Here is a 19,936-nt window from a genome sequence, read left to right on the forward strand (position 1 = left end):
AAATCAATCTTGCAGCCATTTGAAATCGGAACACCTTGTTATTATTGTACCAGCACGAGGTAAATATTTCTATTTTACAACTCAGCTGGTGCCGGGCTTACTTTCGCCAATATGTTTTCCAAAATTTCTTCAGAGGCAAAAATCCCATTTTTGTTCGTTCTTTTAATCGTTTCTACTAAACGTGTATTTGATTCGCCCAATTCTCCGTGCAGCGGTGAAAAGGCATGATCTGCACCTTCAAGCATGCATAGATCAAGCAGTGAATCCCCCGCAGTAATAACAGTTTTTGCACCAATTGCTTCTTTGACATAAGCAACGGCATCCCATTTGTTGATCGGCTTTGGTACAAAGTAAAGCTTTCTCCCTTGCAGAGAGTGCTTCCAGCCATGTCGATCCAGCCACAGGATAAATTCCTGCAGACGCACTTCAGGAATGAGAGCGCGATCGATAATATTATATAGAAAGAGATTTTCAGCATTTTTTTGTTTTAACACCCAATCATCTGCTGCAATCTCCTGAAACTTGAGGGAAACCTCTTCTAAACTTGTGCATTCATTTTTCATCAGGTTTTCTAAATGCTCTTTCCATTCCGAGTCGAGCTTCCCGTTCTTGAATACATGTCCACCGTTACTGGTGACCGCATAGCCTGGGATAATTTCTTCCTGGAAAACAGTGATGCGCTCGTATTGTGAGGGGGTTCTTGTAGTTACGGGCACAAATGTCATTTGCTCCGCAATTTCCTTCAGCATGGAAATGGCTTTTTTCGTCATAAATGAAATTTCCTGACCTTCGAGCGTTTCGATCAGGCGAATATCAGATTCGCTCACCGGCTCCCGGAAGGACCTTCTTGAATAAATGAGTGTTTGATCCAGATCACTTGCAAAAATCACAGATTGTTCCTCCTAGTTTAGGGGCTTAATAATGCCGCAGCATGAATATGACATGTTCTTGTATTCGATGACCGGTACGTTTCTTTCTTTTGCAAGCAGGAAAATGTGTTCAAGATCCTTATTGTTTAAATCTTTCACAAGAATTTTCCATGGTATTCGGCGCAAAAGCACACGTGTTGTTTCTCCGACCCCTGGTTTAACATGGTGAATATTTTCAATGCTGAAATCATCCTGAATTTGTTTAATGTCCTGGATGCCTTTCCAAGTCGGTTCTTTATCCTCTGCCTCAAGCTTTAACACTTGCTCGGCGATTTCTTTCGAAACATGTGAAAACTCAGAGACGACAACGTCAATAAAGTGATTCGAAACATCCTCAGGAAGCAGTTCAGAATAATATTTAGCCCCGTGAAAATCATCAGGTCCAATGAACTGGTCATTTAATACGGTCCTGCTGACCAATCCTGAAACGGTAGAATTCAAGCAGGCACTTGGAATTAAGAAATCTTCTCTAGTTCCGTAAATCTCCGTGCAATAACCAGGATCTGCCAAGACAGCAAGTGAATCATCGATATTCATTTCGTATTTCCTATTGAAGCCGGCGACAGCCTCTGTCAGTTCTCTCGTAATAGCGCCTTTACCAGTCCAGCCGTCCACAAACTGTACATGATCATTCGGATGATTCTGAGCAATATATCTTATCGCATTTTCATCAATCCCGCGGCCTCTGACGATGGAAACACTATAATGAGGAACGTTAAGATTATAGGTTTTCAGCAGATATCTCTTCATCAAAATGCCGATCGGTGTACCTGCTCTTGCAAGTGATACAAGAACGATGCTGCGGCCCTTCACTTTAAGGATGCGCTCTGCAACTGTTCCTACTGCAATCGCCAGTTTCTGTTTGTACATATCTAAAGAATGATGAAAAAGCTGTAAATATTCATCTGTCGGCTTGTATTCAATCGGTAGCATTTCTGAGTAATGGGTTCCGCTTTGAACTGCCTGCTCTCTTTCTAAGGTTGATTTTTCAAGGCTGACCTGACTCAGATCCTTTAATAAGAAAATAACGTCCTGCTCCGAGTAGCTTCCCATTGCTGCCGGTTTTGGCAATTGCTGCTCCACCTTATTCATCTGCTGCACTTCCTTTTTTGTTTGTACTGAAAAAAACGAGATTGATGATTGGAAAAACTCTTTTCAGCTGGTTCATCATTGATTTCATATGATCACTTAAAACAGCCCGTTCAAAAAAGACAAAGACTTCATCGTATTGACCCTGTTCTGCATTATAAAAGAAATTAGCCGTTTCTCCGTCTTCCGGGCTTGTAAAAGGATAACCGCTTTTCACCGCGTAATCTTCCCTGTCAACCGGATGAATCGGACTTCTGGTGGTTGATTGATAGAAGATCCCTTCTCCCATAAAGGATGCCGTTTTCATAGGCACATACATAAATTCCCCTGTACCAAGGCATAGCGTTTTCTTTCCTTTACGGAATTCAAAAAGCCTGGCTGCTGCGCTTTGACAATAATCATCGACACTAAGCTGCTCCTGATCTGAAAGACCGAATCTGCCTGTGTGTATTATATAGGGTGCAGAAAGAAGTTCAGAGGAATATGAAGTCGTATCATTACCAGATATATAGATTTCATTTATCTCAGATTCAGACACCTGTTCTGATCGTTTTTCAGCCTGGTTCTCTGCAACCGGGTTCCCGGTTGTTGAAATAAGACCTGTTATTAAAGAAACAGTATGAATCGTAACACCAAGTCTTTCTTCTGTTTCTTTGAATCTTTTTTGATCCTCTTCTGAGCGCCAATCCAGAATAGACACGACTGTATATTCACGGCGAGGATACTTCGATTGGATAGATTCAATGATATTCAGAGCCGTTTTCCCTGTTGTTACTTCATCATCCACTAAAACGATCGGACTGTCATTTTCAAATAGACTATTGTCCACATAACAGCGGTGAGAGGTCGCATGAGAGTGCTCTTCTTCAAAATTAATTATGGAATCCATTCCAGATACCAATTCCCTTGTCGTATGAAAAAAAGAAGCATTTTCAAAGTTTTCAAAAACTGCATGTCCAAGGGCAGTTGCTGTTTCAGCAAATCCTATAAATAGAGCCTGATCGTTTAAAGTGCAGCGGTACCCACTCTTTTGAATCGCTTCTCCGTTTAATCCAGCAAGGATTTGGTCTCTTTCAGGATGGGTTTCTCCGTGTACAACCTCCATATATCTTGCTGCAAGAGCTTGTCCAGTTAAAAGAGCAAGCGCAGGATCAACAGGAATATGTTTGCCGAGGACTTTGCTCACAAATAAGAAGCCTCTTTTTTTATTAATCCGTGCTGCCATTGAAAACAGGTTTTCCAAAGGAAGAAGATACGGATTGCTTGTCAATTCAATTTCCACAGAAAGCTTTCCTAATAAATCAAATGTATAATTGTTCGTTTGTTGTTTCGCTGATAAGGTCAATAAATGATTGCTGCTCATGGAACACCCCGTATATTTTTGATTTCAAGATGATTTTCCGCGCCCAATTGTAATGGGGTTTAATTTCGTTCATTTTATTTGAAAACTCACTTCTGATGACGCCGTTATAAGATTGCGCCTGATCAAGGATTGATGATGCATCCAAATATTCTTCCTTTGTCACGGCATTCAGCGCGTTTACTATTTTAATATGCAGCGGATGAATAATGGTCTTGCCTACAAGGCCATTCGTATTATCAAGGACGATTTCATGGATTAATCCATCGTCATAACGGTCGATCAGGTTTGCTCTGAACTCAAGACCCTCGGTGCCGTATGCCTGCTGAAAAGGAGTCTGTCTGATTTGAGGCTTTAAAATCCGCTGGCCTCCGCCAAAATATTCCCAAACGGGTCCTGAAATGACATATTCTTTTTCACATCTTCCAAACACATTAATGATGTCCGTAATGCAGTCACGAATGACGGAAATATCATAAATGGTTGTATCTCGGCTTCTTCTGATGCCGAATAATCCTGATAAATCCGTTCCGCCAAGGCGAACATTCAGAACGAGTTCATAGTAATCATCAAGAATCTCTTTGATGCCGAGCAATTCTGCTATACGCGACTCTTTATAAATAATTTCCTTCGTCTCTAAAATAGGCATCCCATACAGTGTGACAGAATAAAGAGCGGCGACCTCCTGCAGGGCAGCATAATAGCCTCTTCCATTTTCAGAAGTGAATTTCGGGAAGACAAACCCGCTTAAAAGCTGGATATGATGCTTAAGCTTTGAGGCAAGGCGTTTCATTTGGTCTTCACTTCTGATCCGCACAAAAATAAGCGGCAGATTCCTCTGATCAAACTGGCCTTTTAAGATGCTGTTTGAGATTACTTCGATTTGCCTGACTGTATTCTCTTCCGCTGATTCTACTTCCGTATCACCGATTGAATCCTCAAGACAAATAACCATTGAAGTTAATCCTTCATGCTTTCCATTAAGAAATTTACCAGATAGTACATCGCTTGAAATTGCTGTCCGATTACCAGGCATGTAGAGAGTCGCACCTAACGTATAGGCCAATGTTTCCCGTTCTGTTTCTTTTGAAAAATGGATTGGTTCGTATAAAAAGATTTCATTTCGCTTTTCTTTTGATAAATATTGAAAATGCTTCAAGCTTGTTCCTCCATTCAGACCCTCTGCGTGATGTACTAGGTGGTAAATTGCTTATGCGAAAAGCGGAACCGCCCTGGGCAGACTCGGGCAGGCAGATAAGGATCCGGCAGATAAGGCGCTTTTTGCCTTTACTGACGGATCCGTTCTGACCGAGGGGCTGGGCGGTGCAGCTGGACAATCGAAAAGCGGAACCGCCCTGGGCAGACTCGGGCAGGCAAATAAGGATCCGGCAGATAAGGCGCTTTTTGCCTTTGCTGACGGACCCGTTCTGACCGAGGAGCCTTTGAGCGGTGCATTCAAACTTTTTCTTTTTAAAAAGGCGCGTTGTTTATAAAAACAACGCACCTCTCATCATTATTTTTCAGTCCGGTTTTTAAACGTCTAAACCGTAGTCTTTTACAAGTGATCCTAAGCCGCCCTGGTAGCCGCTTCCGATTGCGTTGAATTTCCATTCAGCGCCGTGACGGTATAACTCGCCAACTACAACCGCTGTTTCGATAGAGAAATCTTCTCCTAAATCGTAGCGGATTAATTCTTGATTACTCTCTTCGTTTAAAATGCGTACATATGCATTTGAAACTTGTCCGAAGTTTTGGCTGCGTGATTCAGCATCATGGATCGTAATTGTGAACGCAATTTTGTCGATTGTTGATGGTACTTGAGAAAGGTTTACTTTGATTACTTCATCATCGCCTGAACCTTCTCCAGTACGGTTGTCCCCAGTATGCTCAACAGAACCGTTTCCGCCTACAAGATTGTTGTAGAAAATGAAATCTGCTTCGCTTGCAGCTTTGCCGTTTGCATCTAATAGGAAAATAGATGTGTCCAAGTCAAAATCATTTCCGCCGTCATACTTGTTTGTGTCCCAGCCAAGACCTACTAATACTTTTGTTAAACCAGGATTTGATTTTGTTAAATCGATTTTTTGACCTTTAGATAAACTGATTGCCATTTCGATTCGACTCCTTTTATGTATAAGTTTTTATTTTTAATAATTATGAGTGACGATTTGCAATTTCAGTGATTGATGCATCTTTAGTGCCTGATCCGACTGCTGCGAATTTCCACTCGCCGCCGTGACGGTAAATTTCTCCCGGAATAAGAGATGTTAAGCCGGAATAGTCATCAGACAGGTTGTAATGCACAAGCTCTGTTTTAGTTGCTGAATCCACTACACGGATAAACGCATTTTGAATCATTCCGAAATGCTGCTTTCTTTGCACAGCTTGATAAATGTTTACAACAAACACAATCTTATGCACGTTCGACGGCACTTTGCTGAGGTCGATTAAAACCTGCTCGTCGTCTCCATCGCCATCACCTGTTAAGTTGTCGCCTGTATGTTTGACAGAACCGCATTTGCTTGTAAGGTTGCCGAAATAAATCACACTTTTCTTGTCAAGCAGACGGTCGTTTTCATCCAGCATCATTACAGATGCGTCACAATCCACATTGCTTCCGCCTCCGCCGCCGAATAAGCCGCCAAGCAGTCCGCCGCTTTTTTGCTGTACAGGGTCCCAGCCAAGGCCTACCATTAAATTCTTCAGGCCCGCATTGCCTTTTGTCAGATCAATCTTCTGACCCTTTTGTAATGTAATTGCCATTTCTTCACTCTCCCTCTTGGGTAATGTGGAAACTTGCAAGTCTGAAACCAAGACCAAAGTCACTCTTATAGAACAAATGGATCATTTGATCTATCATCACGGTAACGTGACCACAAGTTTAATACTACCAATAAATTAACAAAATTTAAACTAAAAACCTTTTTAGCAGGTGTTAATCTTTCATACGATTTAATTAAAAAAAAGTTTCATATTAAATGCTTACAAAATGATTTCTTTTTCGAGGAATGTCGCTTTAATATCAAGCTTCATTTCTTGCTTACCCACTTTTTCCCCAAGAAGCAATTTGACAGCAAGATACGGGAAATTCACCCCGGATAAACAGCTGAAATAGAGTCCGCCTGACATTCTCGGATTAATTTCCAGTAATTTTGGCAAGCCATGATTGAATTTCACTTGAATGTTAAAAATATAATCCAGCTTAAATTCCTTTGTGAAATCCTCTGCAAGTCTGATAAGCTCTTTGTTATTCTCTAAAATCCTGATTCTTCCCCCGCCTTTTTTCCGCGGAACCGCAGCAAGCAATTCCCCGTTAAAAGCCAGGCAGTCAATGCTGTATTCTTCGCCCTCTAAAAACTCCATCACCATCAGCTCAGGAAATTCCGGGACAGCTTTCAGGCCATCGTACACTCTTTGAAATGGAATGCGGTAGCTCGGCGCCATCACTTCTTTTAAAGGGTCGAGCCCATCATCAATAATCCGAAAACCATAGCCGCCTTCTCCTACAACCGGCTTATAGCAAACGCCAAGACCTTCATTTTTCAGTTTTTCATAGGTTTCTTTAAATTCTTCAGCTGTGCTTGCCGTATAAAAAGAGGGGATTTCAAAGATGCCTTTTTCTTTGCATACATCATAAAATTCATCTTTATTTTCGATTGTTTCTAATAGATTTGCGTCTCTATTTACTAATACCTTTGTGCCGATTGCTTCAAACTCTTTTATAGCTTTGGCAATAGGCAGCATTTTATATCTTGGAACAAACAGTTCAATCCCATGTTTTTTACAAAAATTCAGACAATACCTGACGTACTCCCCGTCTGTTTCAAACTTTGGCTCTACTTCAGAATAATCGCAGTTGGCAAGCATAACGTGGTCAGGATCCGGGTGCGTACCGTACACTTCGAACTTTATGCCGTCTTCATTGGCCCGGATCATGTCGATGTAATGATAGGCAACTGAGAACCAGCGGTTAAACCATATTTTATATGTACTCATTTTTATGAAAACCCCTCTCTTCAGCGTGTGCCGAAGTTTTCTATGTTCTTTCATTTTATACTAAATATGGAATGAACTAAATGAAAAATTCAGGAAGGAGAATTGTTCTGTCATAAAGAGATTCAGATTAGTATTGGGCACCATTCTGAACCAAAGCATCCCGCTCGCAAAAACTGTACTTCTATTGCCAAAAATCCCCCTTCAACTCGTGAGAATCAAAGCCCAACTCTCAGAATCTGGCGTCCAATTTGCAAGCCGGCATTTCCTATGGTAAAACCACTTTAAAATACCTATTTATAGCTGCTGCTGGCCATTTTATTGTTAATCCTGCTAAATTCAGGCTGGGTATTGAGAATCAATCTTGGATCTTTAACACTCAACTCTCATAAAACACCCTCCAATTAAAGAATTTCCCCCTCTAACTCACGGGAATTACTTCGCAGCACCCAGAAACGGGCATCCAACTTCCAAACCCCTTGTTCTGCGGAAAATAAAAAACCCTCCCCGGAACTCCGGGGAGGCCATTCACTTACATATTGCGGCGATACTGCCCGCCTACTTCATATAATGCCTGCGTGATTTGGCCTAAGCTTGCGAATTTTACCGTCTCCATCAATTCAGCGAAAATATTCTGATTGTGGATGGCCGCTTGCTTTAAGCGGTCAATTGCTTCGGCTGCGTATGCCTCATTGCGCTCCTGGAACGCTCTTAAGTTTTGGATCTGAGTTTCTTTTTCTTCTTTGGATGCGCGTGCGATTTCCATGTTATCGACTGATTCTTCTGACGGCTTATTTGGATTGATGTACGTATTTACACCTATGATCGGCAGCTGTCCTGAATGTTTTTGCATTTCATAATGCATGGACTCGTCTTGAATTTTTCCGCGCTGATACTGAGTTTCCATGGCACCCAGTACACCGCCGCGCTCATTGATGGAATCGAACTCCTTCAGAACCGCTTCCTCTACTAAATCTGTTAACTCTTCAATAATAAAGGATCCTTGAAGCGGATTTTCATTCTTCGTTAATCCGTGTTCTTTTGTAATAATCAGCTGAATGGCCATCGCTCTTCGGACGGATTCTTCCGTCGGTGTTGTGATTGCTTCATCATAAGCGTTCGTATGAAGCGAGTTGCAATTATCCTGCAAGGCCATTAATGCCTGCAGAGTGGTGCGGATATCGTTAAAGTCGATTTCCTGTGCATGCAGAGAGCGTCCTGATGTCTGCACATGATATTTCAGCTTTTGGCTTCGGTCGTTGGCGCCGTATTTTTCTCTCATAACCGTTGACCAGATGCGGCGTGCGACGCGTCCAATCACCGTATACTCCGGATCTAATCCATTGCTGAAGAAGAAAGAGAGATTCGGTGCGAAATCATCGATTTTCATGCCCCGGCTTAAATAATATTCAACGTAAGTGAAACCATTGGCAAGAGTAAAGGCCAGCTGGGAAATCGGATTAGCTCCGGCCTCAGCAATATGATAGCCCGAAATAGAAACAGAATAGTAGTTTCTCACTTTTTCATTGATAAAGTATTCCTGAATGTCACCCATCATTTTAAGTGCGAATTCAGTAGAGAAAATACACGTGTTTTGACCTTGATCTTCTTTTAATATATCTGCCTGAACCGTACCGCGGACTGTTTGCAGCGTTTTCTCCTTCACCGCTTTCAGCTCATCTGCAGTTAGTGCCCGGCCAAGCTCTTTTTCCTGTTTTTGAATCTGCTGTTCAATCGCTGTATTCATGAACATTGCAAGAATGATAGGTGCAGGACCGTTGATGGTCATTGAAACGGAAGTTGCAGGTGCACACAGATCAAATCCCGCATAAAGCTTTTTCATATCATCCAGTGTACAGATGCTTACACCGCTTTCCCCGATTTTCCCGTAAATATCAGGGCGGTAAGCAGGATCTTCCCCGTAAAGTGTAACAGAGTCAAATGCTGTGCTCAGGCGCTTCGCAGGATCGTCTTTGGACAAATAGTGAAAACGGCGATTCGTCCGTTCAGGTGTTCCTTCTCCGGCAAATTGGCGCTTCGGGTCTTCTTCTGCACGTTTGAATGGAAAAACGCCGGCCGTATATGGAAATGAACCCGGAACATTTTCTTTGTATACCCATTTCAAAATTTCACCGTAATCTTTGTATTTCGGCAAAGATACTTTAGGAATGGATAATCCTGAAAGAGAAACCGTTTTTAATTTTGTCACGATTTCTTTATCGCGGATTTTGGTCACAAATTGATCAGCTTCATATTTCTCTCTCAATTCCGCCCATGAATCTAAGATCCGTTTTGATTCTTGTGAAAGTTCTTCTTCTACACTCTTTTTAATAGATTCCAATGATTCCAGCACTTCTGGTGCAGCGTCTCTTTCTTTCACACTTTCGATCGCGCCCTGCAGCTGAAATAACCTTCTCGCAATGTCAGCCTGATATTCAGCTTTTTGATGATAGGTGCGTACAGATTCGCTGATTTCTCTTAAATAGTAGCGGCGGTCTGTCGGGATAATGACGTTTTGCTTTTCTACATCCTTCACGACTGGAAGGGTTGAAGACCAGCTTTTGTCTGCCTTTTTATTAATTAGATCTAAAAGGGCCACAAACAGTGTATTTGTTCCTGGATCATTGAACTGGCTTGCAATTGTTCCATAAACCGGCAAGTCTTCGAATGGACTTTCAAACAGCAAGTGGCTGCGCTGATATTGCTTTTGCACCTGGCGCTTTGCATCCTGAGATCCTTTTCTTTCAAACTTGTTGATTACAATCAGATCTGCATAATCAATCATATCTATTTTTTCCAGCTGGGACGGGGCGCCGAATTCGCTTGTCATGACATATAAAGAGAGATCACAGATTTCAGTAATTGCTGCATCACCTTGGCCGATTCCGCTTGTTTCAACAATAATCAGGTCATAGCCTGCACCTTTGACAACGGCAATCGCATCATTGATCGCAAGAGACAATTCAGATCTAGATTGTCTTGTCGCAAGACTTCTCATGTAGACCCTTGGCGAAAAGATAGCGTTCATGCGGATACGGTCACCCAGGAGGGCGCCGCCTGTTTTTTGCTTTGTAGGATCGATGGAGATGACGGCAATTTTGATTTCAGGGACTTCATTTAAAAATCTGCGGATCAGTTCATCTGTAAGTGAACTTTTCCCGGCGCCGCCAGTACCTGTTATCCCAATAACAGGAGCGTCTGAAGTAAGCTGCTTCACTTCAGAAATCACCTTTTCGGCTGTTGCCGCTGCTTCGTTTTTGCTTCCGAGCTGTGATTCAGCAACCGTAATCAGCTTAGCAATCGCCCCAACATCACCAGTTTTCAGCTTTTCGATTTCGTCTTCAATTTTAGTAACTGTTTGAAAATCGCACTCTTTAATCATGAGCTCAATCATTCCCTGAAGACCAAGCTCCCTGCCGTCTTCAGGAGAAAAAATACGTGCAATGCCATATTCATGCAGTTCTTTTATTTCACGCGGAATGATGACACCGCCGCCTCCGCCGTACAGGCGGATATGCGAGGCTCCTCTTTCTTTTAAAAGGTCATACATGTATTTAAAAAATTCAACATGTCCGCCTTGATAAGAAGAGATTGCTATCCCCTGCGCATCCTCCTGAATAGCTGCATTTACGATTTCTTCAACCGAACGATTGTGTCCAAGATGAATGACCTCTGCTCCGCTGGCCTGCAGAATTCTCCGCATAATGTTAATCGAAGCATCGTGTCCGTCAAACAAACTTGAAGCCGTTACAAAACGAACGGCATATTTCGGTTTATAGGTCTCCTGTTTATGCATACGTCCCGCATCCCCTTTACTCTCGTTATTTCGTATGATTCCCGTTTTTTCCTACCCCTTGAAGAATCAGTTTTGTCTGAACTTCAATATACTCATCCAACGTGTAATTTCTTTGCAGAGCCCATCTTCTGAACCCCCACATTTGCCCCTGAACGAATATATTGTGCGCCAATAATTCCCGCTCCCTTAAGGAAAGCGAGATTTCTCCTTTATCCACGCAGCCTGCAATCACTTTTTCAAACATCCCGACCATTTCGATTTCTTTTTGCAGGACGTACGGGAGAGCATCACGCGACAGTGACTTTGCCTCCTGGTACATGACAAGCACCTCATCCTGCATTTCATCGACAACTTTGAAATAGTTTGCAATGGCAACCTTTAAGCTTTCAATTGTGCCCTGCTTAATATCAATGTCTTTCTCCAGTCTGTCGCGAACCTGGTCATAAATCGTGTCACAGACTAGATACAGCACATCTTCCTTTTGTCTGATGTATTCATACAGCGTGCCGATGCTGAATCCCGCAGCCTTTGCAATTTCTCTTGTGGTTGTGCGGTGGAATCCTTTTTGCTTAAAGAGATTTACCGCACCTTTAATCATTTGGTCACGGCGTTTTTGAACAAGCCGCTCATCTTTGACAGAAGCATGCACTTCACGTTTCGTCATCTTCCACCGCCTCCCTGTTTTAATTGTCCTCTTATTTTGTAATCATCCTAGAGATCACCAGTCTTTGAATCTCCTGTGTTCCCTCATAGATTTGAGTGATTTTTGCATCCCTCATATACCGTTCTACTGGGTAATCTTTTGTATAGCCGTAGCCGCCGAAAACCTGAACAGCTTCTGTTGTCACCTTCATTGCAGTATCCCCTGCAAAAAGCTTTGACATGGCCGATTCTTTTCCATAAGGCAGCCCTTCTGATTCAAGCCATGCAGCCTGATAGGTTAAGAGACGGGATGCTTCAACCGTTGTAGCCATATCAGCCAATTTAAAGCCAATACCCTGCTGCATCGCAATCGGTTTTCCGAACTGCTGGCGTTCTTTCGCATAAGCAACAGAAGCATCAAGAGCGCCTTGGGCGATTCCGACAGCTTGAGCAGCAATTCCATTTCGGCCGCCGTCAAGTGTCATCATGGCAATTTTAAAGCCTTCTCCTTCTTGACCAAGCAGGTTTTCTTTTGGCACGATGCAATCTTCAAAGATGATTTCTGTTGTCGGCGAGGAACGAATGCCAAGCTTGCTTTCTTTCTTGCCCACAGAGAAGCCCTTGAAGTCTTTTTCAACGATAAACGCGCTTGTGCCTTTATGCTTGCTTTCAGGATCTGTTACAGCAAACACGATATACGTATCGGCAATTCCTCCGTTTGTGATGAAGATCTTAGAACCATTAAGTACGTAATGGTCGCCGTTTAATTTAGCCGTCGTTCTCATGCCGCCTGCGTCAGAGCCTGAACCTGGCTCAGTTAATCCGTAAGCGCCGATCTTTTCGCCCTGTGCCATTGGCTTCAAATACTTCTGTTTTTGTTCTTCTGTTCCGAATTTGAAAACAGGCCAGCCCGCAAGTGATGTATGGGCAGATAAGGTAACTCCAATCGACGCGCACACTCGTGAAAGCTCTTCAATCGCAATGACATACGCTAAGTAGTCGCTGCCAATGCCGCCGTATTCTTCTGGCCAGGGAATGCCTGTTAAGCCAAGCTCCGCCATTTTGTCAAAAAGTGCACGGTCAAAACGCTCTTCCTCGTCGCGTTCTGCAGCTGTAGGCTCTACTTCATTTTTAGCGAAGTCTCTTACCATTTTGCGAATCATTTCATGCTCATCTGATAGTTTAAAAAACATCTATTTCATCCCCCGTATTGATTAATTTAAGATATGTTTACTGATGACGATTCTTTGAATCTCGCTGGTTCCTTCATAAATCTCGCACACTTTTGCGTCCCTGAAGTAACGTTCGACCGGATAATCTTTTGTATAGCCATAGCCGCCGTATACTTGAATCGCTTCTATGGCAACCTCCATCGCTGTTTTTGAGGCGAACAGCTTAGCCATTGACGCTTCTTTTCCGCAAGGAAGTCCGTTCTGCCTTAAGAAAGCGGCTCTGTATGTCAGAAGTTCAGAGGATTCAACACTTGTTGCCATGTCTGCAAGTTTAAAACCGATGCCTTGCTGAGCCGCGATCGGCTTGCCGAATTGAACACGCTCTTTTGCATAGTTGATGGAGTTCTCAAGCGCAGCCTGCGCGATGCCAAGTGATTGGGCAGCGATTCCGATTCTCCCCACATCCAGATTGGCCATGGCAATTTTAAACCCGTCTCCTTCTTCCCCAAGAAGGTTTTCAAACGGAACCTCAGCATCTTCGAAGGAAAGCTGGACAGTCCGTGACCCATAAAGCCCCATTTTGTGCTCATCTTTCCCAATCACAAGGCCCTTCGTATCCTTTTCAACAACAAATGCTGAAATCCCCTTTGTGCCCGCCGCGTGATTTGTTGACGCAAACACGATATACGTGTCTGCTTCTCCTCCATTTGTAATAAACACCTTAGATCCATTCAAAATGTATTTGTCGTCTTTTTTAACCGCTTTTGTTTTTAAACTGCCTGCGTCAGATCCTGATCCTGGCTCCGTTAAACAGAAAGCCCCTAAGTATTCGCCGCTTGCAAGCTTTGGAATATACTTCTTTTTCTGCTCTTCTGATCCAAAATAAAGAATCGGATTTGTGCCGACTGATGTATGAACGCTTAGAATGACCCCGACTGTCGCACTTACTTTTGATAGCTCGTGGATGGCAATAATGTAAGAGGTAAAATCCATACCTGCCCCGCCGTATTCCTCAGGTATTGGAATTCCCATTAGACCAAGTGAACCCATTTTACGGAGAATCTCTTTTGGAAATTCTCCCTGCTCCATTTTTTCAACAAACGGCTCGATTTCTGTTTGAGCAAAATCCCGAACCATCTTCCTCATCATTTCCTGCTCTTCTGTGAAGCGAATATTCATGTCCTGTCCCCCTGTGATGTCTGATTAACCCTCGTATGAATAAAAACCTCTGCCAGTTTTGCGGCCAAGCCATCCAGCTTTTACATATTTTCTGAGAAGCGGACATGGACGGTATTTATCATCGCCAAAGCCTTCGTGAAGTGTTTCCATAATATAAAGACATGTATCAAGACCGATAAAGTCAGCAAGTGTGAGCGGGCCCATCGGATGATTCATTCCGAGCTTCATCACTTCATCAATCGCTTCTTTCTCTGCAACCCCTTCGTACAGAGTGTAGATGGCTTCATTGATCATCGGCATCAGAATTCTGTTTGAGACGAAACCCGGAAAATCATTGACTTCAACCGGAACCTTTTTCAATGTTTTCGTCATATCTTCAATCGCCTGATAGACTTCTTCACTCGTTGCAAGACCGCGGATAATTTCAACCAGCTTCATCACAGGCACCGGATTCATAAAATGCATGCCGATTACTTTTTCAGGACGCTTTGTTGCGGCTGCGATCTCTGTAATTGGCAAAGAAGAAGTATTTGTCGCAAGAATGGTCTGCTCTGGTGTAACCTCATCAAGCTTCGCAAAAATATCTGATTTGATCTTCATATTTTCAACAGCTGCCTCAATCACTAAATCTGTTTGTGCTGCATCCTGAAGATCTATGGAAGCTGTCAATCTGCCTAAGATTTCGTGCTTTTGCTCCGCTGTCATTTTTTCTTTATCTACTTGTCTTTGAAGATTTTTATCAATCGCAGCAAATCCCTTTTGAACGAATTCTTCTTTTAAATCATTCAAGTAAACCTTGTATCCTGCCATTGCACAAACCTGCGCAATGCCTGCACCCATTTGACCTGCCCCGATAACCATTACATTTTGAATACTCATGTACATCCCCCTTGTTCGTTTTAACGCTTATACTTCTACCATAATTGCGTCGCCCTGGCCTCCGCCGCTGCAGATTGCCGCAATGCCGATTCCGCCGCCGCGTCTTTTCAGCTCATGAATTAATGTAATAATGATTCGTGCCCCGCTCGCTCCAATTGGATGCCCTAGAGCTACGGCTCCGCCGTTTACATTTACTTTTTCAGGATCGAGTCCCGCCAGCTGATTGCTTGCTAAAGCGACTGCTGAAAATGCCTCATTTATTTCAAACAAATCAATTTCTTCAAGCTTCTTGCCTGTTTTTTTCAGAAGCTCAAGAATGACAAGTCCTGGTGTTTTCGGAAAATCCTTCGCTTCAAGCGCAATGGATGTATGACCGATAATCGCCGCAATCGGCTGCTTTCCTTCTTGCTTTGCACGTTCTTCGCTCATCAGTACAAGAGCTCCCGCGCCGTCATTGACTCCCGGTGCATTTCCTGCCGTAATGGTGCCGGCTTGATTAAAGACTGGTTTTAACTTAGACAATCTTTCAATCGATGTATCTTTTCTCGGAGCTTCATCGTGCTCTATTTTAAGGGGATCCCCTTTACGCTGCGGAATCTCTACACTCACGATTTCTTCGCCCAATTTCCCTGATTCGATCGCTGCAACTGTACGTTTGTGGCTTCTTAGTGCCCACTCATCCTGTGCTTCTCTTGAAATTTCCAAGTCTGATGCTGTTTCATTTCCGTACGTGCCCATGTGAACCCCAGTAAAGCTGCACGTAAGACCATCATGGACCATTAAATCCTGAACCTTGGCATCTCCCATACGCAAGCCCCATCTTGCTTTAGGCATGATGTACGGAGCATTGCTCATTGATTCCATTCCGCCTGCTACAATGACCTCTTCATCTCCTGCACGGATGATTTGATCAGCCAGCGTGACACTTCTCATTCCTGATGCACATACTTTGTTGATGGTTTCTGTTTTTACGTTCCAGGGAATGTCTGCATGTCTTGCAGCCTGACGGGAAGGAATTTGCCCCTGACCGCCTTGCAGAACAGATCCCATAATAACTTCATCCACCTCTTCCGCGTTTACATTTGCACGCTTCAAGGCTTCTTTAATGGCAATGCCTCCAAGCTCTGAGGCCGTAAGGGAACTGAGGCCTCCTCCAAATTTTCCAAATGGTGTTCTAACACCGCTTACGATCACTGTTCGATTCATCATTCTTCATCCCCTCAATTCTTTTATAAGAAAACGTTTACAAAATTCCGATTGAACGCTCGCTCAGCTTACCCCCAGGGAAGAAGGTGAAACGAAATCGCTCCACCTTCCTATATATCTATCTCTGTCATTCTCCATTTATGCTGAAATTCCTTTTAAGCAACGCTCTCTTTTTTCTCGCCGAGAACCGCTTTTTCAAGAAGTTCTGCTACATCATACGTGCTTACTGTTTCTTCAACTTCTTTTGCCTTCGTTCCGTCGCTCAGCATCGTTAAGCAATATGGACAGCCAGAGCTGATGACGGTCGGGTTCACTTCAAGCGCCTGATTTGTTCTTGCCACGTTTATACGTGAACCGGCATCCTCTTCCATCCACATAAGTCCGCCGCCTGCACCGCAGCACATTCCCGTTTCACGGTTTCGGGTCATTTCAACAAGCTTCACACCCGGTATGGACTTCAAAATTTCGCGAGGCGGCTCATATACTTCGTTGTAGCGTCCCAAATAGCAGGAATCATGGAAGGTAATCGTCTCATTCACTTCAAATTTAGGAACAAGTCTTCCTTCCTCTACAAGCTTGGCTAGAAGCTCTGTATGGTGGAACACTTCTGCCTCTAGTCCAAAATCAGGATACTCATTTTTGAAAATATTGTACGCATGCGGATCAATGGTGACAATTTTCCTGATCTCATTCTTCTGAAATTCATCAATATTTTTCGTCGCAAGCTCCTGGAATAAAAATTCATTTCCAAGGCGGCGAGGCGTGTCTCCCGAGTTCTTTTCCTTGTTTCCAAGAATCGCAAACTTCACTCCAGCTTCATTTAGAAGCTTCGCAAAAGATAATGCGATTTTCTGGCTGCGGTTATCGTAAGATCCCATGGATCCAACCCAAAACAGGTATTCAAACTCTTCGCCTGCTTTACTCATTTCTTTTACCGTTGGAACATGAACGTCGTCGCGCGCCTCGCGCCAATCTTCACGCTCTTTTCGGTTAAGGCCCCATGGATTGCCCTGACGTTCGATGTTTGTCATGGCGCGCTGAGCATCAGGATCCATTTTTCCTTCTGTCAAGACTAGATAACGGCGCATATCAATAATTTTGTCTACATGCTCATTCATAACAGGACACTGATCTTCACAGTTGCGGCATGTTGTACAAGCCCAGATTTCTTCTTCTGTGATGATTTCGCCAATGAGGCTTGGGTTATATTCAATCGTCGCTGCTGCTTCCTGAGAGCCCTGTCCTGATGCCATGGCTGCAAGCTGATTGCCCTTAGTGCCGGCAAAAGCATACGTTGGCACCCATGGTGACATTGACGTTACTGCTGCCCCTTTTTCCGTTAAATGATCACGCAGCCTTAAAATTAAATCCATCGGAGAAAGCATTTTGCCTGTTCCCGTTGCAGGACACATATTTGTACAGCGTCCGCATTCGACACACGCATATAAATCAATCAGCTGTGTTTGTTTGAAATCCTCAATTTTCCCAACACCGAATGATTCCTGTGATTCATCCTCAAAATCAATCTTCTCAAGCTTTCCAGGGTTTGAAAGACGGCCGAAGTAAACATTCGCCGGACCCGCAAGCAAGTGAGCATGCTTTGATTGAGGCACATAAACTAAGAACGTTAAAAGAATCAGCAAATGCACCCACCATGAAATGTAGAAGATAACAGCAGCGCCTGTCTCGCCGACAAAGCTCAGCAAATAGGCAAAGCTTGAAGCAATTGGTTCTGTCCATGTTAATTCATGATTGTGCCAGATCAGGTTCATTCCGTTACCGAGCAGAACCGACAGCATTAAGCCGCCGATAAAGATTAAAACAAGACCTGCTTTAAAGTTTTTCTTTAACCGCACAAGCTTCTCAATGTACCTGCGGTAAAAAGCCCATACTACCGCAACCAGGATCATCAAAGTGACAAGTTCCTGAAAGAAAGTGAAGCCTGGATAAAGCGGTCCAAGGGGAAGGTGTTTGTCTGGCAGTAAGCCTTTAATAATAAAGTCAAGCGCTCCAAACTGTACCAGAATAAACCCGTAAAAGAACATCACATGCATGATGCCGCTTTTTTTATCCTTGAGGAGCTTCTTTTGACCGAAAACATTGACCATAATGTTCTTCAGTCTTTCATTTAACTGCTGATCAAACTCTGTTTTCTTCCCGAGCTTGATGTATGCCATTCTTGAACGGATTAAGTAAATAAACAAACTCGCTCCGTAAGCGGTTACAAGTATGAATGCAGCAAAATTGATCCATAACAGTGCTTCCAATTTGTCTCCCCCGTTTCTGTGCTGAATACTCCCATTGCCCCATCATTCTAAAAACTTAAAATCCATGTAATTTTCTGAATCTTACCCTATATTTACATGATAATAATGAATGAGCATTCAGTCAATGATTTTATGCTGATAATTTTTCTGCAAGACGTAAAACATAATAGGTAGATGATAAAGCGATAAGGAGGGCTTACGTTGAACAGCATGTTACTAATAGGATTAATCGCATTGATATTTGTTGTTTGGCTGAGGCTCGACTATTACTTTGGAAGAAAAAAACATCTCCGCAGCTTAAATGAAATGAAGTATCCCCTGAGAAAAAGTGATATTGAATTATATATTGTGGGTGAACACTTTTATAAAAAATTGTTTGCGGACATCGAAAATAGCACACATTCGATCCATGTGTTATTTTATATTGTAAAAAATGACCCTGACAGCGACGACTTTCTTGCCCTTCTCATTAAAAAAGCAGAACAGGGCATCGAGGTCAGACTCCTTCTGGACTATGTTGGAAGCAAATCACTTAAAAAAGAGAAAATTGAAGAATTAAAAAAGAGCGGAATTTCATTTTCGTATACACATAACCCCGCTCCTCCTTACTTTTTTTATACTCTTCAGGCACGCAATCACCGTAAGATAACTGTTATTGACGGAAAAATCGGTTATTCTGGAGGATTCAATATTGGAAAAGAGTATTTAGGAAAGGACCCTAAGCTTGGTTTTTGGCGGGATTATCACCTGCGCGTAACAAGTGAAGGTGTGCAGGATCTCCAATCACAATTTTTACGTGATTGGCATGAAGCGACAGATGAAGATCTTAAGACTGTTCAAGCTTACTTTCCTCCCCTCTCACAAGGCACGCTTGAACATCAATTCCTTTCTACCTACGGTCAAAGTTTAGAAGGCCATTTTTTATCGTTCATCAAGCAGGCACAAAAAGAGCTTATGATTTGCACGCCTTATTTTATACCGGGCAAACAAATACAGGAAGAGCTGATAAAAGCAAGGAGGCGCGGAGTAGATATTAAAATACTTGTGCCAATGAGGGCGGACCATCCTTTTGTCAAAGAGGCCTCCTTTCCTTACTTTGGCCCCCTGATTCTTTCGGGCTGTGAGATTTATCAATATTATTATGGTTTTTATCACGCAAAAGTCATTGTTGTTGATGATAAGCTATGCGATATTGGAACAGCTAATTTTGATAAGCGCAGCCTTTATTTAAATGATGAGATGAACTGTCTTATTTATGACAAGGAATTTATTAAATATGTGAAGACTACGGTGAACGATGATATTAGAGGTTCTGTGCAGCTGACCTATGACAAATTTACTCAAAGACCTATTGCACAAAAAGGATTAGAAGCAGTTGCCACCATGATTTCTCATTTTTTATAGGCCATTTCATAAGGAAAGGG

The 19,936-nt window shown here is 42.9% G+C and carries 15 protein-coding genes; 1 reads left to right on the forward strand and 14 read right to left on the reverse strand.

Translation table 11 applies throughout. From position 1 onward, the window contains the following. Positions 1-74 precede the first annotated feature (74 nt). The 14 genes from K8L98_RS23940 to K8L98_RS24005 all read right to left on the reverse strand — a co-directional run bounded on the left by K8L98_RS23940 (position 75) and on the right by K8L98_RS24005 (position 18,512). Complete coding sequence (locus K8L98_RS23940; RefSeq protein WP_223438671.1) at positions 75-890, reverse strand: HAD family hydrolase; 816 nt, start codon at positions 888-890, stop codon at positions 75-77. A gap of 12 nt (positions 891-902) precedes the next feature. Then, complete coding sequence (locus tag K8L98_RS23945; protein ID WP_223438672.1) at positions 903-2,021, reverse strand: cysteine protease StiP family protein; 1,119 nt, start codon at positions 2,019-2,021, stop codon at positions 903-905. After that, the gene (locus K8L98_RS23950) at positions 2,014-3,381 is read right to left on the reverse strand and encodes a phosphoribosyltransferase family protein (protein ID WP_223438673.1); all 1,368 of its coding nucleotides are present in this window, start codon (positions 3,379-3,381) and stop codon (positions 2,014-2,016) included. Before K8L98_RS23950 ends, K8L98_RS23945 begins: the two co-directional genes overlap by 8 nt. Continuing rightward, the gene (locus tag K8L98_RS23955; RefSeq protein WP_223438674.1) at positions 3,320-4,537 is read right to left on the reverse strand and encodes an HpcH/HpaI aldolase/citrate lyase family protein; all 1,218 of its coding nucleotides are present in this window, start codon (positions 4,535-4,537) and stop codon (positions 3,320-3,322) included. Before K8L98_RS23955 ends, K8L98_RS23950 begins: the two co-directional genes overlap by 62 nt. Positions 4,538-4,910: 373 nt before the next feature. Further along, a complete protein-coding gene (locus K8L98_RS23960) occupies positions 4,911-5,489 on the reverse strand; it encodes a TerD family protein (protein WP_223438675.1) in 579 nt (192 codons plus the stop codon). A gap of 43 nt (positions 5,490-5,532) precedes the next feature. Continuing rightward, positions 5,533-6,141, reverse strand: coding sequence for a TerD family protein (locus K8L98_RS23965; RefSeq protein WP_223438676.1), 609 nt, complete (start codon positions 6,139-6,141; stop codon positions 5,533-5,535). A 219-nt stretch (positions 6,142-6,360) separates the two neighbouring features. Next, the gene (locus K8L98_RS23970) at positions 6,361-7,374 is read right to left on the reverse strand and encodes an ATP-grasp domain-containing protein (protein ID WP_223438677.1); all 1,014 of its coding nucleotides are present in this window, start codon (positions 7,372-7,374) and stop codon (positions 6,361-6,363) included. Between the two features lie 529 nt (positions 7,375-7,903). After that, the gene (gene icmF / locus K8L98_RS23975) at positions 7,904-11,167 is read right to left on the reverse strand and encodes a fused isobutyryl-CoA mutase/GTPase IcmF (protein ID WP_223438678.1); all 3,264 of its coding nucleotides are present in this window, start codon (positions 11,165-11,167) and stop codon (positions 7,904-7,906) included. A gap of 25 nt (positions 11,168-11,192) precedes the next feature. Further along, positions 11,193-11,831, reverse strand: a complete 639-nt coding sequence (locus tag K8L98_RS23980) for a TetR/AcrR family transcriptional regulator (RefSeq protein ID WP_223438679.1) — start codon at positions 11,829-11,831, stop codon at positions 11,193-11,195. A 31-nt stretch (positions 11,832-11,862) separates the two neighbouring features. Further along, on the reverse strand, positions 11,863-13,002 hold the full coding sequence (locus tag K8L98_RS23985) for an acyl-CoA dehydrogenase (protein WP_223438680.1): 1,140 nt from the start codon (positions 13,000-13,002) through the stop codon (positions 11,863-11,865). Positions 13,003-13,023: 21 nt separating this feature from the next. Continuing rightward, positions 13,024-14,160: an acyl-CoA dehydrogenase gene (locus K8L98_RS23990; protein WP_223438681.1), complete on the reverse strand. Its 1,137-nt coding sequence runs from the start codon at positions 14,158-14,160 to the stop codon at positions 13,024-13,026. A gap of 24 nt (positions 14,161-14,184) precedes the next feature. Then, positions 14,185-15,039 carry a 3-hydroxybutyryl-CoA dehydrogenase gene (locus K8L98_RS23995; protein ID WP_223438682.1) on the reverse strand — a complete coding sequence of 285 codons (855 nt, stop codon included), beginning with the start codon at positions 15,037-15,039 and terminating at the stop codon, positions 14,185-14,187. Positions 15,040-15,066: 27 nt separating this feature from the next. Next, positions 15,067-16,245 carry an acetyl-CoA C-acetyltransferase gene (locus tag K8L98_RS24000; RefSeq protein ID WP_223443744.1) on the reverse strand — a complete coding sequence of 393 codons (1,179 nt, stop codon included), beginning with the start codon at positions 16,243-16,245 and terminating at the stop codon, positions 15,067-15,069. 155 nt (positions 16,246-16,400) lie between these two features. After that, positions 16,401-18,512, reverse strand: coding sequence for a (Fe-S)-binding protein (locus tag K8L98_RS24005; protein ID WP_223438683.1), 2,112 nt, complete (start codon positions 18,510-18,512; stop codon positions 16,401-16,403). Positions 18,513-18,722: 210 nt separating this feature from the next. Here K8L98_RS24005 and cls point away from each other — a divergent pair, with 210 nt between their 5' ends. Further along, positions 18,723-19,916 (forward strand): cardiolipin synthase, encoded by a 1,194-nt coding sequence (gene cls, locus K8L98_RS24010; protein ID WP_223443747.1) that lies wholly within the window; start codon positions 18,723-18,725, stop codon positions 19,914-19,916. Positions 19,917-19,936 lie beyond the last annotated feature (20 nt).

The organism is Metabacillus dongyingensis (genome assembly GCF_019933155.2).
GTDB lineage: Bacteria > Bacillota > Bacilli > Bacillales > Bacillaceae > Bacillus_P > Bacillus_P dongyingensis.

Bases quoted from the DNA above. Each gene is read 5' to 3' on its own strand.
- K8L98_RS23965 (WP_223438676.1), bottom strand. From the start codon at position 6,141: ATGGCAATTACATTACAAAAGGGTCAGAAGATTGATCTGACAAAAGGC.
- K8L98_RS23970 (WP_223438677.1), bottom strand. From the start codon at position 7,374: ATGAGTACATATAAAATATGGTTTAACCGCTGGTTCTCAGTTGCCTAT.
- K8L98_RS23990 (WP_223438681.1), bottom strand. From the start codon at position 14,160: ATGAATATTCGCTTCACAGAAGAGCAGGAAATGATGAGGAAGATGGTT.
- icmF (WP_223438678.1), bottom strand. From the start codon at position 11,167: ATGCATAAACAGGAGACCTATAAACCGAAATATGCCGTTCGTTTTGTA.
- K8L98_RS24000 (WP_223443744.1), bottom strand. From the start codon at position 16,245: ATGAATCGAACAGTGATCGTAAGCGGTGTTAGAACACCATTTGGAAAA.
- cls (WP_223443747.1), top strand. From the start codon at position 18,723: ATGTTACTAATAGGATTAATCGCATTGATATTTGTTGTTTGGCTGAGG.
- K8L98_RS23945 (WP_223438672.1), bottom strand. From the start codon at position 2,021: ATGAATAAGGTGGAGCAGCAATTGCCAAAACCGGCAGCAATGGGAAGC.
- K8L98_RS23985 (WP_223438680.1), bottom strand. From the start codon at position 13,002: ATGTTTTTTAAACTATCAGATGAGCATGAAATGATTCGCAAAATGGTA.
- K8L98_RS23995 (WP_223438682.1), bottom strand. From the start codon at position 15,039: ATGAGTATTCAAAATGTAATGGTTATCGGGGCAGGTCAAATGGGTGCA.
- K8L98_RS23950 (WP_223438673.1), bottom strand. From the start codon at position 3,381: ATGAGCAGCAATCATTTATTGACCTTATCAGCGAAACAACAAACGAAC.
- K8L98_RS23960 (WP_223438675.1), bottom strand. From the start codon at position 5,489: ATGGCAATCAGTTTATCTAAAGGTCAAAAAATCGATTTAACAAAATCA.
- K8L98_RS23980 (WP_223438679.1), bottom strand. From the start codon at position 11,831: ATGACGAAACGTGAAGTGCATGCTTCTGTCAAAGATGAGCGGCTTGTT.